The sequence below is a fragment of the Phocaeicola sp. genome (genome assembly GCF_057861905.1).
Genome location: NZ_DBMACV010000066.1, coordinates 1 through 19,131 on the forward strand (window position 1 = coordinate 1; position 19,131 = coordinate 19,131).

General features: G+C 40.3%; 13 protein-coding genes and 1 tRNA gene. 10 read left to right on the forward strand and 4 right to left on the reverse strand.

All coding sequences use genetic code 11. The features are described from left to right. Positions 1-752: carboxypeptidase-like regulatory domain-containing protein (locus ACZM60_RS11775; protein ID WP_489521598.1), on the reverse strand; the 752-nt coding region annotated here is incomplete at its 3' end. A gap of 300 nt (positions 753-1,052) precedes the next feature. After that, a complete protein-coding gene (gene nadA, locus ACZM60_RS11780; RefSeq protein WP_489521599.1) occupies positions 1,053-2,045 on the reverse strand; it encodes a quinolinate synthase NadA in 993 nt (330 codons plus the stop codon). Positions 2,046-2,493: 448 nt separating this feature from the next. Here nadA and ACZM60_RS11785 point away from each other — a divergent pair, with 448 nt between their 5' ends. Then, on the forward strand, positions 2,494-3,033 hold the full coding sequence (locus ACZM60_RS11785; RefSeq protein WP_021970357.1) for an RNA methyltransferase: 540 nt from the start codon (positions 2,494-2,496) through the stop codon (positions 3,031-3,033). Positions 3,034-3,132: 99 nt separating this feature from the next. On the opposite strand, the gene ACZM60_RS11790 is transcribed toward ACZM60_RS11785, so the two are convergent. Next, a complete protein-coding gene (locus tag ACZM60_RS11790; protein WP_340319801.1) occupies positions 3,133-3,735 on the reverse strand; it encodes a DUF4294 domain-containing protein in 603 nt (200 codons plus the stop codon). Positions 3,736-3,821: 86 nt separating this feature from the next. Between ACZM60_RS11790 and ACZM60_RS11795 the strand changes: the two genes are divergently transcribed. Together ACZM60_RS11795 and ACZM60_RS11800 are read left to right on the forward strand one after the other, a co-directional pair. Then, positions 3,822-5,870 carry a helix-hairpin-helix domain-containing protein gene (locus tag ACZM60_RS11795; protein WP_489521600.1) on the forward strand — a complete coding sequence of 683 codons (2,049 nt, stop codon included), beginning with the start codon at positions 3,822-3,824 and terminating at the stop codon, positions 5,868-5,870. Between the two features lie 49 nt (positions 5,871-5,919). Beyond that, positions 5,920-6,699 (forward strand): radical SAM protein, encoded by a 780-nt coding sequence (locus ACZM60_RS11800; RefSeq protein ID WP_021970354.1) that lies wholly within the window; start codon positions 5,920-5,922, stop codon positions 6,697-6,699. Between the two features lie 274 nt (positions 6,700-6,973). On the opposite strand, the gene ACZM60_RS11805 is transcribed toward ACZM60_RS11800, so the two are convergent. After that, positions 6,974-8,674: a SulP family inorganic anion transporter gene (locus ACZM60_RS11805; RefSeq protein ID WP_489521601.1), complete on the reverse strand. Its 1,701-nt coding sequence runs from the start codon at positions 8,672-8,674 to the stop codon at positions 6,974-6,976. 217 nt (positions 8,675-8,891) lie between these two features. On the opposite strand from ACZM60_RS11805, the gene rbr reads away from it, so the two are divergent. From rbr to ACZM60_RS11840, 7 genes are all read left to right on the forward strand, one after another. Beyond that, positions 8,892-9,470: a rubrerythrin gene (rbr, locus tag ACZM60_RS11810; protein WP_021970155.1), complete on the forward strand. Its 579-nt coding sequence runs from the start codon at positions 8,892-8,894 to the stop codon at positions 9,468-9,470. Positions 9,471-9,628: 158 nt separating this feature from the next. Next, positions 9,629-10,912 (forward strand): phosphopyruvate hydratase, encoded by a 1,284-nt coding sequence (gene eno / locus ACZM60_RS11815; protein ID WP_340319804.1) that lies wholly within the window; start codon positions 9,629-9,631, stop codon positions 10,910-10,912. Positions 10,913-11,276: 364 nt separating this feature from the next. Then, positions 11,277-11,350 (forward strand) — tRNA-Asp (locus ACZM60_RS11820). A 394-nt stretch (positions 11,351-11,744) separates the two neighbouring features. Beyond that, positions 11,745-16,073, forward strand: a complete 4,329-nt coding sequence (locus ACZM60_RS11825) for a CusA/CzcA family heavy metal efflux RND transporter (RefSeq protein ID WP_489521602.1) — start codon at positions 11,745-11,747, stop codon at positions 16,071-16,073. A gap of 38 nt (positions 16,074-16,111) precedes the next feature. After that, the gene (locus ACZM60_RS11830) at positions 16,112-17,032 is read left to right on the forward strand and encodes an efflux RND transporter periplasmic adaptor subunit (protein ID WP_489521603.1); all 921 of its coding nucleotides are present in this window, start codon (positions 16,112-16,114) and stop codon (positions 17,030-17,032) included. 9 nt (positions 17,033-17,041) lie between these two features. Continuing rightward, positions 17,042-18,085: a sensor histidine kinase gene (locus tag ACZM60_RS11835; protein ID WP_489521604.1), complete on the forward strand. Its 1,044-nt coding sequence runs from the start codon at positions 17,042-17,044 to the stop codon at positions 18,083-18,085. Continuing rightward, positions 18,082-18,834: a LytR/AlgR family response regulator transcription factor gene (locus tag ACZM60_RS11840; RefSeq protein WP_021970162.1), complete on the forward strand. Its 753-nt coding sequence runs from the start codon at positions 18,082-18,084 to the stop codon at positions 18,832-18,834. The genes ACZM60_RS11835 and ACZM60_RS11840 overlap by 4 nt, the downstream gene beginning before the upstream one ends. The last annotated feature ends 297 nt before the right edge of the window (positions 18,835-19,131 follow it).

The following is a 19,131-nucleotide window of genomic DNA, read 5'->3' on the forward strand; positions in this document are numbered from 1 at the left end:
ACTCCATTAGCACCTCTGGAACCATAAATAGCTGTAGCAGAAGCATCTTTTAAGATATTAATTGATTCAATATCATTTGGATTAATATTAGAAAGCGGATTAATAGGTTCTTGGTCAAAAAAATCGGTAGTAGAAGAACCTATATTACTTTGATTTACTCCAGCTGAGGTTGAAATAGGTACTCCATCAATTACATACAAAGGATCATTTGAAGCTGTAATAGATGTACCTCCACGTACACGAATTGTGTTAGAACCTCCAGGCTTACCACTATTTTGACTTATATTGACACCTGAGAATGCTCCCTGCATCAATTGTTGTGGAGTAAGGTCAGTACCCAATTTGAAATTATCACTTGTTATAGAAGAAACAGAACCTGTTAAATCAGATTTTTTCATTGTACCATACCCTACTACCACAACCTCTTCCAAAGCCTGCATATCATCCTTTAAAACAATATCTATAACCGATCGATTATTTACCTTCACTTCTTGTGAAGAGTATCCTATATACGAAAATACCAATACAGAACTATTCGATGGTACATCTAATATATACTTACCATCCATATCTGTAATAGTTCCTGTAGTAGAAGCATTTTTAATGGTAACATTAACTCCGATAAGAGGCTCATTTTTTGAATCAGTGACAATACCAGAAACGGTTCTTTTCTGTGCGAAAATACTTTGCACACAGAGTATCATCAGCATAAAACTAACAATACTGAAATGTTTGATTAATTTGTTTTTCATCGACTTAAGATTTAAAATTCTATATGCAAAATTATGCGATGAACTGAATAAGGAAAGGTAAAAAACGACCAAAGAAGTGGAATAACTGGTATTCAAAAATATTTTTGAAACGTACAGACATAAAAAAAGGAGTACCGCTGTACTCCAACCTTTGTTAACCTTAAATCTAATACTATGAAAAACACAGTGCAAAGATACGGACTTCCTGCAAACAAGCAAAAAAAAGAGTGATAAAAATATGCTTTATAACACGTTTTAAGAAAAAGCATATTTATATCACTCCTTTTTTAACACTTTAGCCTATAATCCGAGCTTTGCTGAAATTTCCAGCATTTTCTTGATAGGTCGAACTGCTTTTTCAGCGATTTCATTATCAACTTTTACTTCAGGCCACTCGTACTTCAAGGTATTATACAATTTCTCGAGAGTATTCAAGCGCATGAAGTTACATTCATTGCAAGCACATGTGCTATCTTCCGGAGGAGCCGGAATAAAATTCTTATCCGGACATTTCTTTCTCATTTCATAAAGGATACCACTCTCTGTAGCCACGATAAAGTTTTTCTTGTCGCTTGCCATGGCATATTTTAACAATCCAGCCGTCGATCCTACTTTATCAGCCAGCTTTGCAACTGCACCTTTACATTCTGGATGTACCAATACATCCGCATCCGGATATTGTTTCTTTAACTCTATAATCTTTTCGACGGAAAATTTTTCGTGTACATGACAAACTCCATCCCAAAGTAACATACTCCGGTTAGTAATAGAGTTAATATAATTACCCAAATTTTTATCAGGACCAAAAATAATTTTTTGTTCCTTTGGGAAACTTTCTACTATCTGCTTGGCATTTGTAGAAGTCACTACGACATCAGTTACCGCTTTTACTGCCGCACTGGTGTTGACATACGAAATGACCGTATGGTCTGGATGCTCTTTGACAAACTGAGAAAATTTATCAGCAGGGCAACTATCGGCAAGTGAGCACCCGGCATTCAAGTCAGGAATCAGTACCTTTTTGTCAGGACACAATATTTTTGCCGTTTCTCCCATGAAGTGTACTCCACACATTACAATGATATCAGCATCGGTCTTTGCTGCCCATTGTGCCAGTGCAAGACTGTCACCGATAAAATCTGCAATTTCCTGTATTTCGTCAGCCTGGTAGTAATGCCCGAGGATAACTGCGTTTTTTTCCTTGCGCAACTTGTCTATTTCAGCTTTCAAATCGAGAGCCTTATCTACGGGTTCAGTTACATAACCCCTTTTCAACCATTCTTCTTTATTCATTATTAGATTATATTTTTTCTTCTTTTTTGAAAGAATATATGATAGTTATAATAGGCCGTTAATAGTGTTGGTAAAAAGAATACCGGATTTCTTGTTTTTTAGGTTATAAATATCCGAAGTGGAGATATTAGTTAGCCATTAACAAGCTTATGTATTGATATTATATGTTTTACTGCTTCTATTAACTAATTGTTGATATGTCGCAAAGTTAAAAACTTTCCCTTTATTCACTTCCGATTTTTAGCTAAAAAATATGTTTAAACTACTGATGAAACTTTCTGTTAAGTTTCTTGGATTGTTGGTTTTCTGGAAGCCATAACGTTTTTATCGGATAATGCAAGATTTATTTTTCATTTTCTTTGATTTGGTTTTTTACACCTTTTCCACCGTTTTCAACAAGGTTATAAATATAGTTTCCTATCTTTGTGAACGGAATAAAGATTGAATTATGTCTGAATTAAGAAAACTGAAAATAACCGAAATGCACCGTCTGTCGGTGGAAGAATTTAAGGAAGCAAGAAAACTTCCACTGGTTGTAGTGTTGGATGAAGTACGTAGTCTGCATAATATAGGGGCGGTTTTTCGTACTTCGGATGCTTTTCTGGTTAATTGTATTTATTTATGTGGCATTACAGCTACACCTCCTCATCCAGAAATGCATAAGACTGCTCTGGGAGCTGAGTATACTGTCGACTGGAAATATTGCAAGCGTACACAAGATGCTGTAGATGAACTTCATGCAAATGGATATACTGTACTGGCTATTGAACAGTGCGAAGGCAGTACAATGCTTGATAAATTAGTTTTGGAAGCAGATAAAAAATATGCTATTGTGATGGGAAACGAAGTAAAAGGAGTACAGCAGGAAGTTGTGAATATGTGTGACGGTTGCATTGAAATCCCTCAATATGGTACCAAACATTCGTTGAATGTTTCGGTAACTGCAGGTATTGTTCTGTGGGAATTTGCCAATAAAATGATGAAATAAGTATAAGTAATACCTTGTTCCTGTCATTGAAGGAATAAGGTATTATTCTTTGTTGATAACCTTATTGATAACTTGTTAATTTATTGATTATCACTATTGTTATAACTGTCCGTTTTCTACAAGGGTAACAACTCTTTCTATCATCTTATCTTCATCATCAGGATGATATTCTTTTTTCAAGCTTGCTCCAAACAGAGCTGCGAATGTCTGATAAAATCCTGCCTTAAACGGACCCATGAATGCTTTTACCAGTTGGTAAGACGACTGGTTACATTCCCTGTTTACTAGCTTAATCAGTAATTTCCCTTGTGAGAAAGTAAGTTTTTTCATTCGAGGCGTATATTGTTCCTTCAGACCTTTTTCTACCATCTTTATATGGCGTGTGCGTGCTTTCTCATTAGGAAGAGTCTGTAGATATTCATATGTTTCGATAACTGCCCTGTTTATTTCCTTCGCCAGTGGAAGTGTCTTTTTTACATCTCTTACCAGTTTATAGTAATATCTTTCTTGTTTTTTGTTTTTAAACCTCAATCGAGGGTATACATATATATTTTTTAGCGTTATACAAGGTATAGTATCTCCTTCATATACACAAACAGGAACCATATATCCCTTAGTGTCCGATGGAGAATGCTTTTGTGCGTTGGCTTTCAGTGCAAAAGCTATCAGCAGAAATAGTAATATGTATACACTATTTTTCATGCTCGCAAAAATACGCATAATAATGAAGCTGTGTCTGATAATACGAATTTTTAACTTATACAAGGCGTTGAAAAGCTGTGAATAGAATGTTAATAAGAACGTTTATTGTTTGTGTATTAGTTAGTTATATAGTTACTGACTTACAAGCTCAATCGAATTGGGTTGAGTGGAAGGAGGATATTTCCGAAACTGAGGATATAAGCAACTGGCAAGAGCAATATGAGTTTCTCAGTGAACTGGCAGAGCATCCTTTTAATATCAATACGGTTACCAAAGAACAACTGGAGCAGTTGCCCTTTCTGTCGGATCAGATGATAGAAAATATCTTGTATTATATATATAAATATGGTCCGATGGTAAGTAAGAAGGAGTTGTTGGGAATAGAAGGTATGGACTGGCAGACCAGGAAATTTCTGGAAGATTTTATTTATATTGGAGAAGCTGAAAAAGAGAAAGATAAGTTCTGGTGGAAAGATGTCTTGAAATATAATAAACAGGAGTTGTTAACACGTGTGGATATTCCTTTGTATATGAAATCGGGGTATGCAGATTATAATGAAAAGCTTTTGGAAAAATATCCCAACCGCAAGTATTATGGAGATCCGCTCTACCATAATCTGCGTTATCGGTTTCAGTTTCGAAATCAGTTGTATATGGGATTTACAGCCGAGAAAGATGCCGGAGAGCCCTTTTTCTGCAGATACAATAAAAAAGGGTACGATTTTTATTCTGCTTATTTCTTTCTACAAAATATAAAGAAGTTGAAAGCATTTGCAATAGGTAATTATCGGGTAAGTTTCGGATATGGACTGGTTATCAATACGGGAGGATTTAATTTGGGAAAGTCGGGCTCATTAGGAAGTATGAACCGTATGGGAAGAGGAATAACCAAATATACTTCGACAGATGAAAGCAATTATTTACAGGGGATAGCTGCTACATATAATCTAAAGAAACGTTGGACATTGTCTGCTTTTTATTCATTTCGTAAGCGGGATGCACGTATAGAAGATATGTTTATAAAGTCGTTGAAAACGGATGGATATCATCGGTTGAAAAAAGATATTGAAAAGAAGAATACTATAAATAATCATTTGGTTGGTAGTAATTTAATATATAATGGAAAACAATTTGAATTTGGTTTAATAGGTGTTTATACTGTTTTCAACAAAGTGTTGAATCCTGATTTTCGTCCCTACAATTTGTATTATCCTCGTGGAAAATATTTTTTCAATGTAGGAGGAAGTTATAAGTTCTTTTTCCATAAGTTTATTTTATCAGGGGAAACGGCCTTCGATAAATCTGGTAGAGTTGCTACACTGAATATGCTAAGTTATTCACCGGCTGTTCATACAAGTTTCTTACTTATTAACCGATACTATGATAAACGTTATCAGGCTATTTATGCAGATGCTTTTGGAGAAAATTCTAAACTACAGAATGAAACGGGTATTTATATAGGACTGGAATCCAGCTTTTTCAGTAAATTGAAGATTGCATGTTATGGTGACTTCTTCCATTTCTTTTATCGAAGATATCAGGTTGATAAAGATCATACATCCGGTTTTGATGGTTTGTGTCAGTTGAGTTATTCACCTATTAATTCACTGACTATGTTGATAAAGTATAGCTATAAGAATAAAACGAAAAACTACACTTCAGCCGATGAGAAAAAATATATATTGCCTTATATCCGTCAGCGTCTGCATTATCAACTATCGTATAAACCCTGTGATAAATTCTGGTTGAAAACTGCAACCGAATATGTGCATACTGCTTATAAATCCGGATCATCTTCGAGCGGAGGTTTTATTAACGGAACACTGGGTACCAGTTTATCTTTTGTACCGGTACAGATTTTATGTAGTGGAGCTTGGTTTCATACACAGAATTATGACTCACGCATTTATATGTATGAACCGGGCTTGCTGTATGCCTTTTCTATGTTTTCTTTTTATGGAAGAGGCAGCCGTTGGGCAGTCAATTTAAAGTATAATTATAAGAACCGGTTAATAATTCAGGGAAAATGGGGATTGACTTACTATAAAGACCGTGACCGGATCAGTTCGGGAACAGAGGAAATACAAGGAAACCGTAAGTCGGATATACAATTACAACTGAAAGTAAAGTGGTAATAAGAATATAATGTGTACTTTTGTCCGTAAACTAAAACTAATACGACTTATGTCAACAGTTATTTATCCTTCTCCTATATTTGGTCCCGTGCATAGCCGGCGTTTAGGCGTTTCGCTGGGAATAAACTTACTTCCTGCCGATGGTAAGTTTTGCACATTCGATTGTATTTATTGTGAATGCGGATATAATAAAGATCATCGGCCGAAACAGAAACTTCCGACTCGTGAAGAAGTACGTGAAGCCTTGGAAAAGCGTTTGATTGATATGCAAGCCAATGGTCCTGTTCCTGATGTTCTGACGTTCGCAGGTAATGGAGAACCTACTGCTCACCCTCATTTCCCGGAAATTATAGAAGATACTTTGGCATTGCGTGATAAGTATTTCCCGAATGCAAAAGTCAGTGTGTTGAGTAATTCTACGTTTATTCACAAGGAAAAGGTTTTCGAAGCATTGAATAAGATCGATAATAACATATTAAAGCTCGATACGGTGGATGCGGAGTATATTCAACGGGTAGATCGTCCTACGGGAACTTACGATGTAAACAAGATAATCGAAGGAATGAAAGCCTTTAAGGGTAATTTGATTATTCAGACCATGTTTATGAAAGGTAGGACCGACGAAGGTTTGGATATAGACAATACTTCCGACCGTTTTGTACTGCCATGGCTCGAAACTGTAAAGCAGATTGCTCCCCGTCAAGTCATGATTTATACAATAGATCGTGAAACTCCCGACCATTTCCTGCAAAAAGCTACACACGAAGAGCTGGACCGTATTGTAGCATTACTGAAAAAAGCAGGATTGAATGCTACGGCATCTTATTGAAAAGAAAATATGATTGTATTCGAAGAAAGCTATCTCAAGAAATATTTGGGGTAGCTTTTTTGGTATAATGAACGGTTCCTTCACGTATGGACATAAAAAAAGGAGTACCGCTGTACTCCAACCTTTGTTAACCTTAAATCTAATACTATGAAAAACACAGTGCAAAGATACGGACTTCCTGCAAACAAACAAGCGAAACTTATAAAAATCTATGCTTTATAACATGTTTTAATAAGTTCCGCTTGTCTGCTAAAAGGTTTTAACATTATACGCTTTACTTTTTAGCCTTAGTGAGTTCTGTTATTTCTCTTGTAGCGACTTCCAGTGCTTCGTTAATGTTGCTACAGATATTTTCTTTACCCAATAATTCATAGAATCCGGATTTTTCAAGTACGGCGTGTACGTGTTCATTTACTCCCGAAAGAATAATGTGTATATTTTCCTTTTGCGACATTTCACACAGTGTTGTCAGGTTATGGATACCTGTAGAGTCGATGAACGGAACTTTACGCATACGGATGATACGGATTTTCGGACGATCGCCCAGGCGTGCCATGATTTCTTCAAACTTGGTAGCGATACCAAAGAAATACGGACCGTTTATTTCGTATACTTCTACGCCGCTGGGGATGATAAGATGTTCTTCGTGTACCTCCAGATCTGATTCTTTGTTCGGGTCTATTTCATCGGTGATAACAGAAATCTGTGTGGTTTCCATTACACGTTTCATAAACAGTACGCAGGCAATAACCAAGCCGACTTCGATAGCTACCGTCAGGTCGAAGATAACGGTAAGGAAGAAGGTTATCAACAAGACCGTAACATCCGATTTTGGGTTTTTCAACAATCCCTTGAAAACACGCCAGCCGCTCATATTATACGATACGATAACGAGAACACCAGCCAGACAGGCCATCGGAATATATTGGGCAAGTGGCATCAGGAATAGTAGAATCAGTAACAATACCACCGCATGAACGATACCTGCAACCGGCGATTTACCTCCGTTGTTGATGTTGGTCATGGTTCGGGCAATAGCTCCTGTAGCCGGGATTCCTCCGAAGATAGGCGAAACGAAATTGGCTATACCTTGTGCGATAAGTTCAGTATTCGAGTCATGACGGTCGCCTATTACACCATCGGCCACCGTAGCCGAAAGCAAAGATTCTATCGCTCCCAGTACGGCAATAGTAATAGCTACAGGGAAGAGGTTCTTGATAGCTTCCCAGTCCAATGCCGGTACAGTTGCTTCAGGAAGTTGTGCCTTGATACTGAAGCGGTCGCCGATTGTATCGATACAGGTGATTCCTCCATACATTTTCAGCAGATATACTCCTACAGTGACCAATATGATGGCAATGAGTGAGCCGGGAATTTTTTTCGAAAACTTGGGAGTGATGGCAATAATGAAAATACTTATCACACTTACTACCACATTCCACCAGTTTACGGTATCGAAATGATGAAAATATAATATCCATTTTCCGATAAAATCACCCGGAACCTTTTCACCTCCAAACTGAAGTCCGAAGATATCTGCTATCTGAGTTGTGAAGATGGTAACAGCGATACCACTGGTGAATCCGACAATGATAGGATAAGGTATAAACTTGATGATTGTACCTAACTTGAATATACCTAATAATATAAGGAGTACGCCAGCCATCATGGTGGCAACCATCAGTCCTTCGATACCGTATTGCTGGATGATGCCGTAAATGATTACGATGAAAGCTCCGGTCGGTCCCCCTATCTGTACCTTGCTTCCCCCAAGAAGAGAAATAATGAATCCTGCTACAATCGCTGTAATGATACCCTTCTCAGGACTTACTCCTGAAGCAATACCGAACGCAATGGCAAGAGGCAATGCTACTATACCTACGATAATACCTGCCATCAGGTCGGTAGTAAAGTCTGTTTTCGTATAGTTTTTCAACGTAGAAAACAACTTTGGTTGAAAATCTAATTTTACCATATATTCGTTTTGTTATAAATTATAAAAAGAAGTGCAAAAGTATATATTTATTTGAACATTTTCCCTGATAATAAGGTTATTATTTATATTAGCAGATGATTTTTATTAATAATGCTTAATTTAAAAATTGTAATGATTACAAATTTGAATAAAAGTGTTATCTTTGCAATATCAAATCAGGAATATACATGTTTAACCAATTAAATAACTAACGATTATGGGAAAAAGTATCAAAGGAACAAGAACTGAGAAGAATTTAGGCATTTCATTTGCTGGTGAATCACAGGCAAGAATGCGCTATACATATTTTGCAAGTACAGCCAAGAAAGAGGGCTATGAACAGATTGCTGCTATTTTTGCAGAAACAGCCGATCAGGAAAAAGAGCACGCTAAGCGTATGTTCAAGTGGCTGGAAGGCGGCATGGTAGAAATTACAGCAAGCTATCCTTCTGGAGTTATCGGCACAACATTGGAAAATCTGAAAGCTGCGGCAGCAGGCGAAAACGAAGAATGGTCGCTGGATTATCCGAAGTTTGCAGACATCGCCGACGAGGAAGGTTTCCCTGCTATTGCCAAAATGTATCGTGAGATTGCTGTTGCCGAAAAAGGACACGAAGAAAGATATCTTGCTCTTGCAAAGAATGTAGAAGAAGGTAAGGTATTTAAGAAAGATACAGAAGTAGTATGGCAGTGCCGTAACTGTGGCTACTTATATGTAGGTACTGAAGCTCCTGAAATTTGTCCTGCATGTTTGCATCCGCAAGCCTATTTTGAAGTAAAGAAGAACAATTATTAATATTTAGGTATATTATATGTGGCGCAGGACTTCTTCGTTGTAAGTTCTGCGCTTTTTTTATCTATATAGAAATACCTATTTTAAGGTATTGTATTGCTCTTCAGAAATACTGATTTTTGTAATCAGAGAAATCATTAATCTTTAAACGGAAAAAGAATATGAAAATTAAAGCAATCATAGGACGTGAAATACTCGATTCACGTGGAAATCCTACCGTAGAGGTTGAAGTAAAGCTGGAATCAGGTGTAATAGGACGTGCTTCCGTACCTTCGGGAGCTTCTACTGGTGAGCATGAAGCGTTGGAACTTCGCGATAAAGACCCCCATCGTTACGGTGGAAAAGGTGTGTTGAAAGCTGTTGAAAACGTGAATAAGATTATTGCTCCGGCGCTGGAAGGCTGGTCTGTTCTGGAACAGCGTGCCATCGACAAGAAAATGATTGAGCTGGACGGAACAAAAACAAAATCGAATCTGGGAGCAAATGCCATACTGGGCGTTTCGCTTGCAGTAGCAAAAGCTGCTGCCAATTACCTGAATGTGCCCTTGTATCGTTATATTGGAGGAGTAAATACATTTGTAATGCCTGTGCCGATGATGAATATCATCAATGGAGGTTCGCACAGCGATGCTCCTATTGCTTTTCAGGAGTTTATGATTCGTCCGGTAGGAGCACCTTCTTTCCGTGAAGGACTCCGTATGGGAGCAGAAGTTTTCCATGCCCTGAAGAAAGTATTGCACGACAGAGGGCTGAGCACTGCCGTGGGGGATGAAGGAGGATTTGCCCCTGCGCTGAATGGAACTGAGGATGCGCTGGAAGCTATTCTGGCAGCTATCAAGCTGGCTGGCTATGAACCGGGCAAAGATGTGATGATCGGTATGGACTGTGCTTCGTCCGAATTTTATAAGGATGGTGTATACGACTATACAATCTTCGAGGGCGAAAAAGGAAAGAAGCGTACATCCGATGAACAGGTAGCTTATCTGGAAGAACTTATCAGCAAGTACCCTATCGACTCCATCGAAGACGGTATGAGCGAAAACGACTGGGAAGGCTGGAAAAAACTGACCGAACGTATCGGAGGACGCTGTCAACTGGTAGGTGATGACCTGTTCGTTACAAACGTAGATTTCCTTTCGAAAGGTATCGAACTGGGATGCGCCAACTCTATCCTTATCAAGGTAAATCAGATTGGTTCATTGAGCGAAACACTCGATGCCATTGAAATGGCTCACCGACACGGATATACTACGGTAACCTCTCACCGTTCGGGAGAAACGGAAGATGCAACCATTGCCGATATTGCCGTTGCTACAAATAGTGGGCAGATCAAGACCGGTTCCTTGAGCCGTTCGGACCGTATGGCTAAGTACAACCAATTGTTGCGTATAGAGGAAGAGTTGGGTGATCTGGCTGTATATGGATATAAGCGTATCAACAAATAAAAGTTAGTCGTATTTGAATTTCTGAACAGAGAGGCTGTTGTCTTCGGGCAGCAGCCTTCGTCTTTTTAAAGAAGGTGCAGTTGTTTTCTCGTGTTTTTGTACAAATTATTTTGAGATTTGTACAAATTCAAAAAGTTTTTGTACAAAATTTATTTAAGACGTCAGTAGGCTTTAATGGAGATATCAGGGCGGAAAAAGAAAAGAAAGGGACATTTTAGAGGGGGATAAAAGGTTTTTTAAGGGAGTTTTTGTAGAAAAATGAAGAAAAAAGAGAAAAAGTTGGGCAGAATATTTGGAGGTTTCAAAAAAAGTCGTACCTTTGCAACCGCAATCGAGAGAGAAAGCAACAAAACAAAAACTTAATGGTGCGTTAGTTCAGTTGGTTAGAATACATGCCTGTCACGCATGGGGTCACGGGTTCGAGTCCCGTACGCACCGCTCTTTTAGAAAAAGACATTTAGAAAGCTCTGATTCTTTTATGAATTAGAGCTTTTTTATTTATATATTCTTCTGTTCTTCCGATAGCACATACCTTCTGCATGGCATAATAAGTATAGCGTTGGATTGGCTGTTTACACATAACAAGTAACTTTTTCAACAGGATAAAAGGTTTTTTGTTAATAAGCATTTCTATCTGAGAAAATCAGGTTCGAAAAACATTTTTCCTTGCTGTTGTTGCCTTTTTCGGTAAATCTGTATTGTTGCTAAAATAAAGTCACCTCGCCTATCGTGTATTTCAACTGTCATTTTGGGCGTTTCATCGGCAAAAGGTGGTAATAATGCTGTATAGAGATTAACTTTGTAATAATTATAAATTTAGTATTTACCACTTATGTTTGCAAAAATCGTACATTTTTCAATCCGAAAGAAGCTATTTGTGGTCCTGACCACCCTGTTGCTTCTGGCTGGCGGCATATATTCCATGCTGACACTGCCTATTGATGCCGTACCCGACATTACCAACAACCAGGTGCAGATTGTTACCGTGTCGCCCACGCTGGCTCCGCAAGAAGTGGAACAGCTTATTACTTTTCCTATTGAAATAGCCATGAGCAACGTAATGAATGTCGAAGAAATACGCTCAGTATCACGCTTTGGCCTGTCGCTTGTGACTGTTGTTTTTAAAGAGAATGTTCCTACTTTGGATGCCCGTCAGTTGGTGAACGAACAGATACAGATGGTTTCAGGTGAAATTCCGCCGGAGCTGGGTACTCCTGAACTGATGCCTATTACCACCGGTTTGGGTGAAATTTACCAGTATGTACTGAAAGTAGCTCCGGGATATGAAGATCGTTACGATGCCATGGAACTGCGTACGATACAGGACTGGATTGTAAAAAGACAGCTTTCGGGTATTCCCGGTATTGTCGAAATCAACAGTTTTGGCGGTTATCTGAAGCAATACGAAGTGGCTGTCGATCCCGATGCACTGTATTCGCTGAATATTACTATCGGTGAAGTGTTCGAAGCCTTGAGCCGTAATAATCAGAATACAGGCGGCAGTTATATAGAAAAGGTGAATCGTGCCTATTACATCCGTTCGGAAGGTATGATTAACGATCTGCACGATGTGGAACAGATTGTCGTAACTAACCGTGGTGGTATACCGGTGCACATTGGAGATATCGGACGTGTACAGTTTGGTGCTCCCAAGCGTTTTGGAGCTATGACCAAGGACGGCGAGGGAGAATGTGTAGGCGGTATCGCCATGATGTTGAAAGGTGCCAATGCCAATGTGGTGACTAAAGAGCTGGAAAAGCGGGTTGCCAAAGTGCAGCAGATGTTGCCCGAAGGAATATCAGTAGAGCCTTATCTGAATCGTTCGGAACTGGTGAATAGAAATATCTCGACGGTTGTACGTAACCTGGTGGAAGGAGCTATTATTGTATTTCTGGTACTGATTGTTTTCCTGGGTAACGTACGTGCCGGTCTGATTGTGGCTTCAGTCATTCCGCTGGCTATGCTTTTTGCTTTTATCTTGATGCGTATCTTTAATGTGTCGGCCAATCTGATGAGTCTGGGTGCCATCGACTTTGGTATTGTGGTGGATGGCTCCATTGTTATTCTGGAAGGTATTCTGGCTCACCTGTACGGACGGGGATTGAGAGGACGTACCTTGAGTCGTGAGGAAATGGATCGTGAAGTGGAAAAAGGTGCCGGACATGTAGTGAGAAGTGCTACATTTGCCGTACTTATCATTTTGATTGTATTCTTCCCTATCCTGACGCTGACCGGCATTGAAGGAAAATACTTTACGCCGATGGCCAAGACACTGGTGTTCTGTATCATTGGAGCACTTCTTCTGTCTATTACTTATGTGCCAATGATGGCTTCTCTTTTCCTGAAACGTACCGTAACAGTGAAACCTACACTGGCCGACCGCTTCTTCAACTCCTTGAATAAAGTTTATCAGCGGGTGCTTCGTTTCAGTCTGGCTCATGTATGGGGAACTATTTCTGTGTCTTTCGTAGCCTTGTTGCTTTCGCTGTTGCTGTTTACGAAGCTGGGAGCCGAGTTTATTCCGACCTTGGACGAAGGTGATTTTGCCATGCAGATGACTCTTCCGGCAGGCAGTTCGCTGAGCAAGAGTATCGAGGTTTCACTCGAAGCGGAAAAGAGATTGAAAGAACGTTTTCCGGAAATCAAGCATGTAGTGGCCAAGATTGGTACCGCAGAAGTGCCTACCGATCCGATGGCAGTAGAAGATGCCGATGTGATGATTGTGATGAAACCTTTCAATGAATGGACATCTGCTTCGAGCCGTGCAGAGATGGTGGAGAAAATGAAAGCATGTCTGGATTCCATCAAAGGCGCGGAATTTAATTTTAGTCAGCCTATCCAGCTTCGTTTCAATGAATTGATGACTGGTGCCAAGGCTGATATTGCAATCAAACTTTACGGAGAAGATATGACTGAATTATATAATAAAGCTCGTGAGGCAGCTCGTTATGTAGAACAAGTGCCGGGAGCAGCCGATGTTTTGGTGGAACAGGCTATGGGATTGCCGCAGCTTCTTGTTCGCTTCGACCGTGCCAAGATTGCCCGTTACGGCATCGACATAGAAGAACTGAATACTGTGATCCGTACTGCCTATGCAGGCGAAACGGCAGGAGTAGTCTTCGAGAATGAACGACGTTTTGATCTTGTAGTGCGTCTGGATAAGGAAAAGGTCAGTGATTTGAATATTGACAAGCTGTTTGTCCGTACAAAAGACAATATCCAGCTTCCAGTGAGTGAAGTAGCCAGCATCGAACTGGTAAACGGTCCGCTCCAGATTAACCGTGACGCTACCAAGCGTCGTGTCGTTATTGGTGTGAACGTACGCGATGCTGACATCCAGCAAGTAGTAAGTCAAATCAGTGAATCACTCGACAAGAACGTAAAACTTAAGCCGGGGTATTACTTTGAATACGGTGGACAGTTCGAGAACTTGCAGAATGCTATCAGTACACTGACGGTAGTTATCCCCATCGCTTTGATGCTGATCCTGTTGTTGCTGTTCTTTGCATTCCGGAGTGTAATTTATTCACTGGTTGTATTCTCTACCGTGCCTCTTTCTCTTATCGGCGGTATCGTCGCTTTGTGGCTGCGTGGCTTGCCGTTTAGTATTTCGGCTGGCGTGGGTTTCATCGCGCTCTTCGGTGTGGCCGTGCTGAACGGTATTTTGATGATCAATCATTTTAACGACATACGCAAAAGAAGTCAGTATCATTTGTGTACCGATCGTATTATTTCCGAGGGTTGTCCGCATTTGCTTCGTCCTGTTTTCCTGACCGGACTGGTTGCTTCACTGGGCTTTGTTCCGATGGCTATTGCTACTTCGGCCGGTGCTGAGGTACAACGTCCGCTGGCTACCGTAGTGATAGGTGGACTGATTGTATCTACTATACTGACATTGATTATCATTCCTGTTTTCTATCGTCTGGTGAACAGTATAGCTGTCAGACAGATGCGAAGAAAAAATCGCTTGTCGGTCCGTAAAGCATCTTTGCTGATTGTTTTACTTGCAGCTTTCACTCCTGCAGCTATTCAAGCGCAGCAAAGTGTGACTCTGAAGCAAGCTGTCGAAACAGCTATGACCAATCATCCGCGTCTGAAAATGGCAGAATCCGAGATTGAGCGGGCACGAGCTTCGAAAGGAGAAGCGTGGGATGGAGGAAATACTTCTTTCAGTTATTCTTGGGGACAGTTGAATGGTGCCGACCGGAATGATAATGAATTGTCTGTAGAACAGTCACTTGGGTCTTTACTTACTCCTTTTTATAAAAATGCCTTGGCTAATACTCAAATAAGTAAAGGAGAAAGTTATCGTGATATGGTGAAGAAAGAAGTAACGGCAGAGGTGAAACGAGCATGGGCTTATTATCAATATGCTTTTCATATCAATGCCATGTATCGCGGACAGAGGGAATTAGCAGAACAGTTGAAGAAAAGTGGTGAACAACGTTATTTTCAGGGGGATATTGATCTGGCTGAACGGAATATGATTACAGCATTGGCTGCCGATTTATATACACGCTGGTTGGAGTCTTCCGAGGAGCTGACACTGGCTGGACGCCGGTTTACTTGGTCTTGCTACAGCAATCAGCCTCTGTTGCCTGCCGATACGTCGCTGGCAGTCATGCCGATACAGACAGACGGCTTGTCGTTGTCTTCCCGTCACTTGAACTATTTTGATGCTCAGGTACAGGAGAAAAAAAATCTGTTGAAAATAGAACGTAGCCGTTTCTTTCCGGAGTTGTCTGTGGGGTATGTACGGCAAAAGATTGCGCCACTTACCGGATTGAACTCATGGATGGTGGGAGTTTCTTTCCCTGTACTGTTCTTTCCCCAGCGAAGCCGTGCCAAACAGGCACGTATCAACTTGCGGATAGCCACATGGGAAGCAGAGGATAACCGCCGTCAGTTATCCAATAAGGTAAGTGAGTTGCAGAGTCAACTTGTCCGCCAGCGTGAACGGCTGACTTATTACCAGCAGGCTGCTATCAAGGAAGCAGAAGCTTTGCAGAATAGTGCACTGAAGAAATTCCAGGAAAATGAAACAGATATCAGTGAATTTATCCAGAGCCTGAATGCTGTCCGTGAAATTAAACGAGGATATATCGAAACGGTTTATGCTTATAACATTACCGTACTCGAACTGGAACTCTATACCGAGTGAACTATCCCTTACTAACAATCTCAAAAACTCAAAGAAAAATGAATAAAATGAACCTGATGAAACAACGAATGATTTACTTGATGTTTGTCTTACTGACAGTATCATGTTCAAGCCGCTCGGGCGAGCAGACTGAGTCGGCCGGTACATCGGAGGCAGTACAAGCCAATGAAGACAGTACACAAATGCCCGAAGTGGACGGAGTGAGTGGAGCTACTAACGTGTCCAATCCGCCATCGTTCAACGGCGTCATCGTGATGCCTCCACAAAACCATGTTACAGTAACATTAGGCATGGGAGGCTCTGTACGAGATATACGTGTCTTGCCGGGTGAATATGTTCGTAAAGGAGAAATTATTCTTACGTTAGCCAATCCGGCTTTTATCGAACTTCAGCAGTCTTATCTTGATGCTGCTGCCCAGACTGAATATCTGAAAAAAGAATATGACCGTCAGCGGAAACTGGTTTCCGGGGAATCGGCCTCGCTGAAGCGCATGCAGCAAAGTAAAGCCGACTATCTTTCCATGAAAAGCCGGATGGAGGCTGCTGCGGCACAACTTACTCTGCTTGGAACTGATACTACGGCTTTGAACCGGAATGGTATTCGTACTTATCTGGATATACGGGCTCCACGCAACGGTTATGTAACCAATATGGATGTTAATGCCGGGAAATATTTTGCAGCAGGCGATCCGGTTTGTGATGTGATTGATAAAAGCAAGCCTATGTTGCGGTTGACTGCTTATGAAAAAGACCTGGATAAGCTACAGCCTAATACACATTTTACATTTAAAGTCAACGGTATGCCTGATACAACGTTTACAGCCGAACTGATTTCTGTCGATCAAATGGTAGACAATGCAACTCGTTCCATTAAAGTCTATGCACGTATTCTGCAAGCCTATCCGAATTTTCGGCCGGGCATGTATGTAGCTGCCAAGATTACGGATAAAAAATACTAACTTTGTTGCATGAAGTTGTTTCACATCCATAAGAGATTTTTTCTGATGCTGAACGCCATCTCTATTTTGGTGGCGTTCCTTATGCATCTGCCCGAACTGATTGCACTTTCCGATCCTGTGGCAGACGGCCGTCTGTTTCCTGATATTTATTGGCTTAATGTCAGTTCCGAAATATTGTTTACTTATATTTCTATTCTGTTACTCTTTTTTCTGAACATCAAGCTGATGATACCCAGTCATCCGGCTGCCGAGTTAAGTTGGAAAAGAATTGTTGTAACGTTTATCATTACATTGGTTGTATGTAATTTGTTGGGAAAAGGATTCGTTTATATCCACCAACATTTCGATGTTCCTGCTATTACTGCCATGTTACATCACTATCTTCATCCTTTAAGAGATATTCTGATTGCCTGTATCGTGACCGGTACTTGTTATTTAGACTACCAGAATCAGCGTAGTCGTCGAATGTTACTTGAGAATGAACAATTACGTACGGAAAATCTCGTCAATCAGTACGAAACCTTGAAAAGCCAGCTTAATCCGCACATGCTTTTTAATTCTCTTAATACCTTATATTCACTTATACGGGAGTCGCCCGATAAGGCGCAGAACTATCTTCAGGAATTATCACGGGTGATGCGTTATACGCTGCACGACAATCTGTCGCCTACCGTAGCCTTGAATGAAGAAATGAGTTTTGTACGTTCGTATATTTATCTGTTGCAGATGCGCTACGAAGACAATTTGAAGTTCGATATTCATATTCCGCAAGAGTTATTGCAACGGCAAGTACCTCCGATGGCAGTGCAAATGCTGGTGGAGAATGCGGTGAAGCACAACGAAATCAGCAACCGTAATCCGCTTACGGTATATATCTGTACAGAAGGAAATTCACTTTGTGTCAGTAATCGTATTCAACCTAAGCTGTCGGACAGCAGCAGTACTTGCATCGGGTTGGCAAATCTGTCCAAGCGTTATCAACTACTCCTCGGTCGGGATATCACGATTGAGGAAAACAATAAAAACTTTAAAGTAACCTTGCCGCTGATATGAAAACCTTAATTATAGAAGATGAAAAGGCTGCTCTCCGCAACCTGAAAGCAGCCATGAAAGAAGTAGAGGCTGAATTTGAAATTGTCGGTGAAACAGACAGTGTAACCGGAACATTGGAATGGTTCGCTTCTCATTCCATGCCTGAATTGGTCTTCATGGATATTCATCTGGCCGATGGTTCTGCTTTCGGCATTTTCGAACAGATCGATATAACCTGCCCCATCATCTTTACAACTGCTTACGATGAGTATGCTTTGCAAGCATTTCGAGTAAATAGCATTGCCTACTTGCTGAAACCTATCAGTAGTTCCGATTTACAAAAAGCTGTCGATAAATTAAAAATGTTTGGAAGTGCTGTTCAGCCAAATATTGATTTTCAGGCTGTCATGCACGCTTTAAAACGGGAAGAAAGCTACAAGACACATTTTCTGATACCTGTGAAAGGCGATCGTTTTGTCCCTGTGTGTGTCGATCAGATTTCCTATTTTTATATTGATGAAGGGGCAGTCAAGGCCGTAACACAGTCTGCTGAGATATTCGATTTCCAGCAAACTCTTGATGAACTGGCTGAGTTGCTTAATCCTCGTCTGTTTTTTAGGGCCAATCGTCAGTATATTATTGCCCATAAGGCAGTCACAGGAGTAAGTTTATGGTTTGGCGGACGTATGGTTTTGCAACTTACCCCTCCTACCGGAGAAAAGGTCATTATCAGCAAAGCCCGTGTACCGGCCTTCAAGGACTGGTTCTAAACATTCGGTGAAAGCAAAAAAATCGCCACTGATTGAGTCGGAAAACAGAGATAACTTCTGTTCTATTCTGGTAATCAGTAGCGATTTTTAGGCAAGCAAGTCCGGTTACGACTTGTTTTCTTTTTTATTTATAAAATTCCGACATCGGATAAATTCCGATAGGATAACTGGTCTTGTTCACTATGTTATTAACAAGTTTACCTGAGTTCGGGATAAGTTTAGAATAAGGCCAGTTGTTTTGAGTCCTCAATATAGTATCCTTGCAATGCATCCGGTTTGTTTTCAAAGAAACAATAA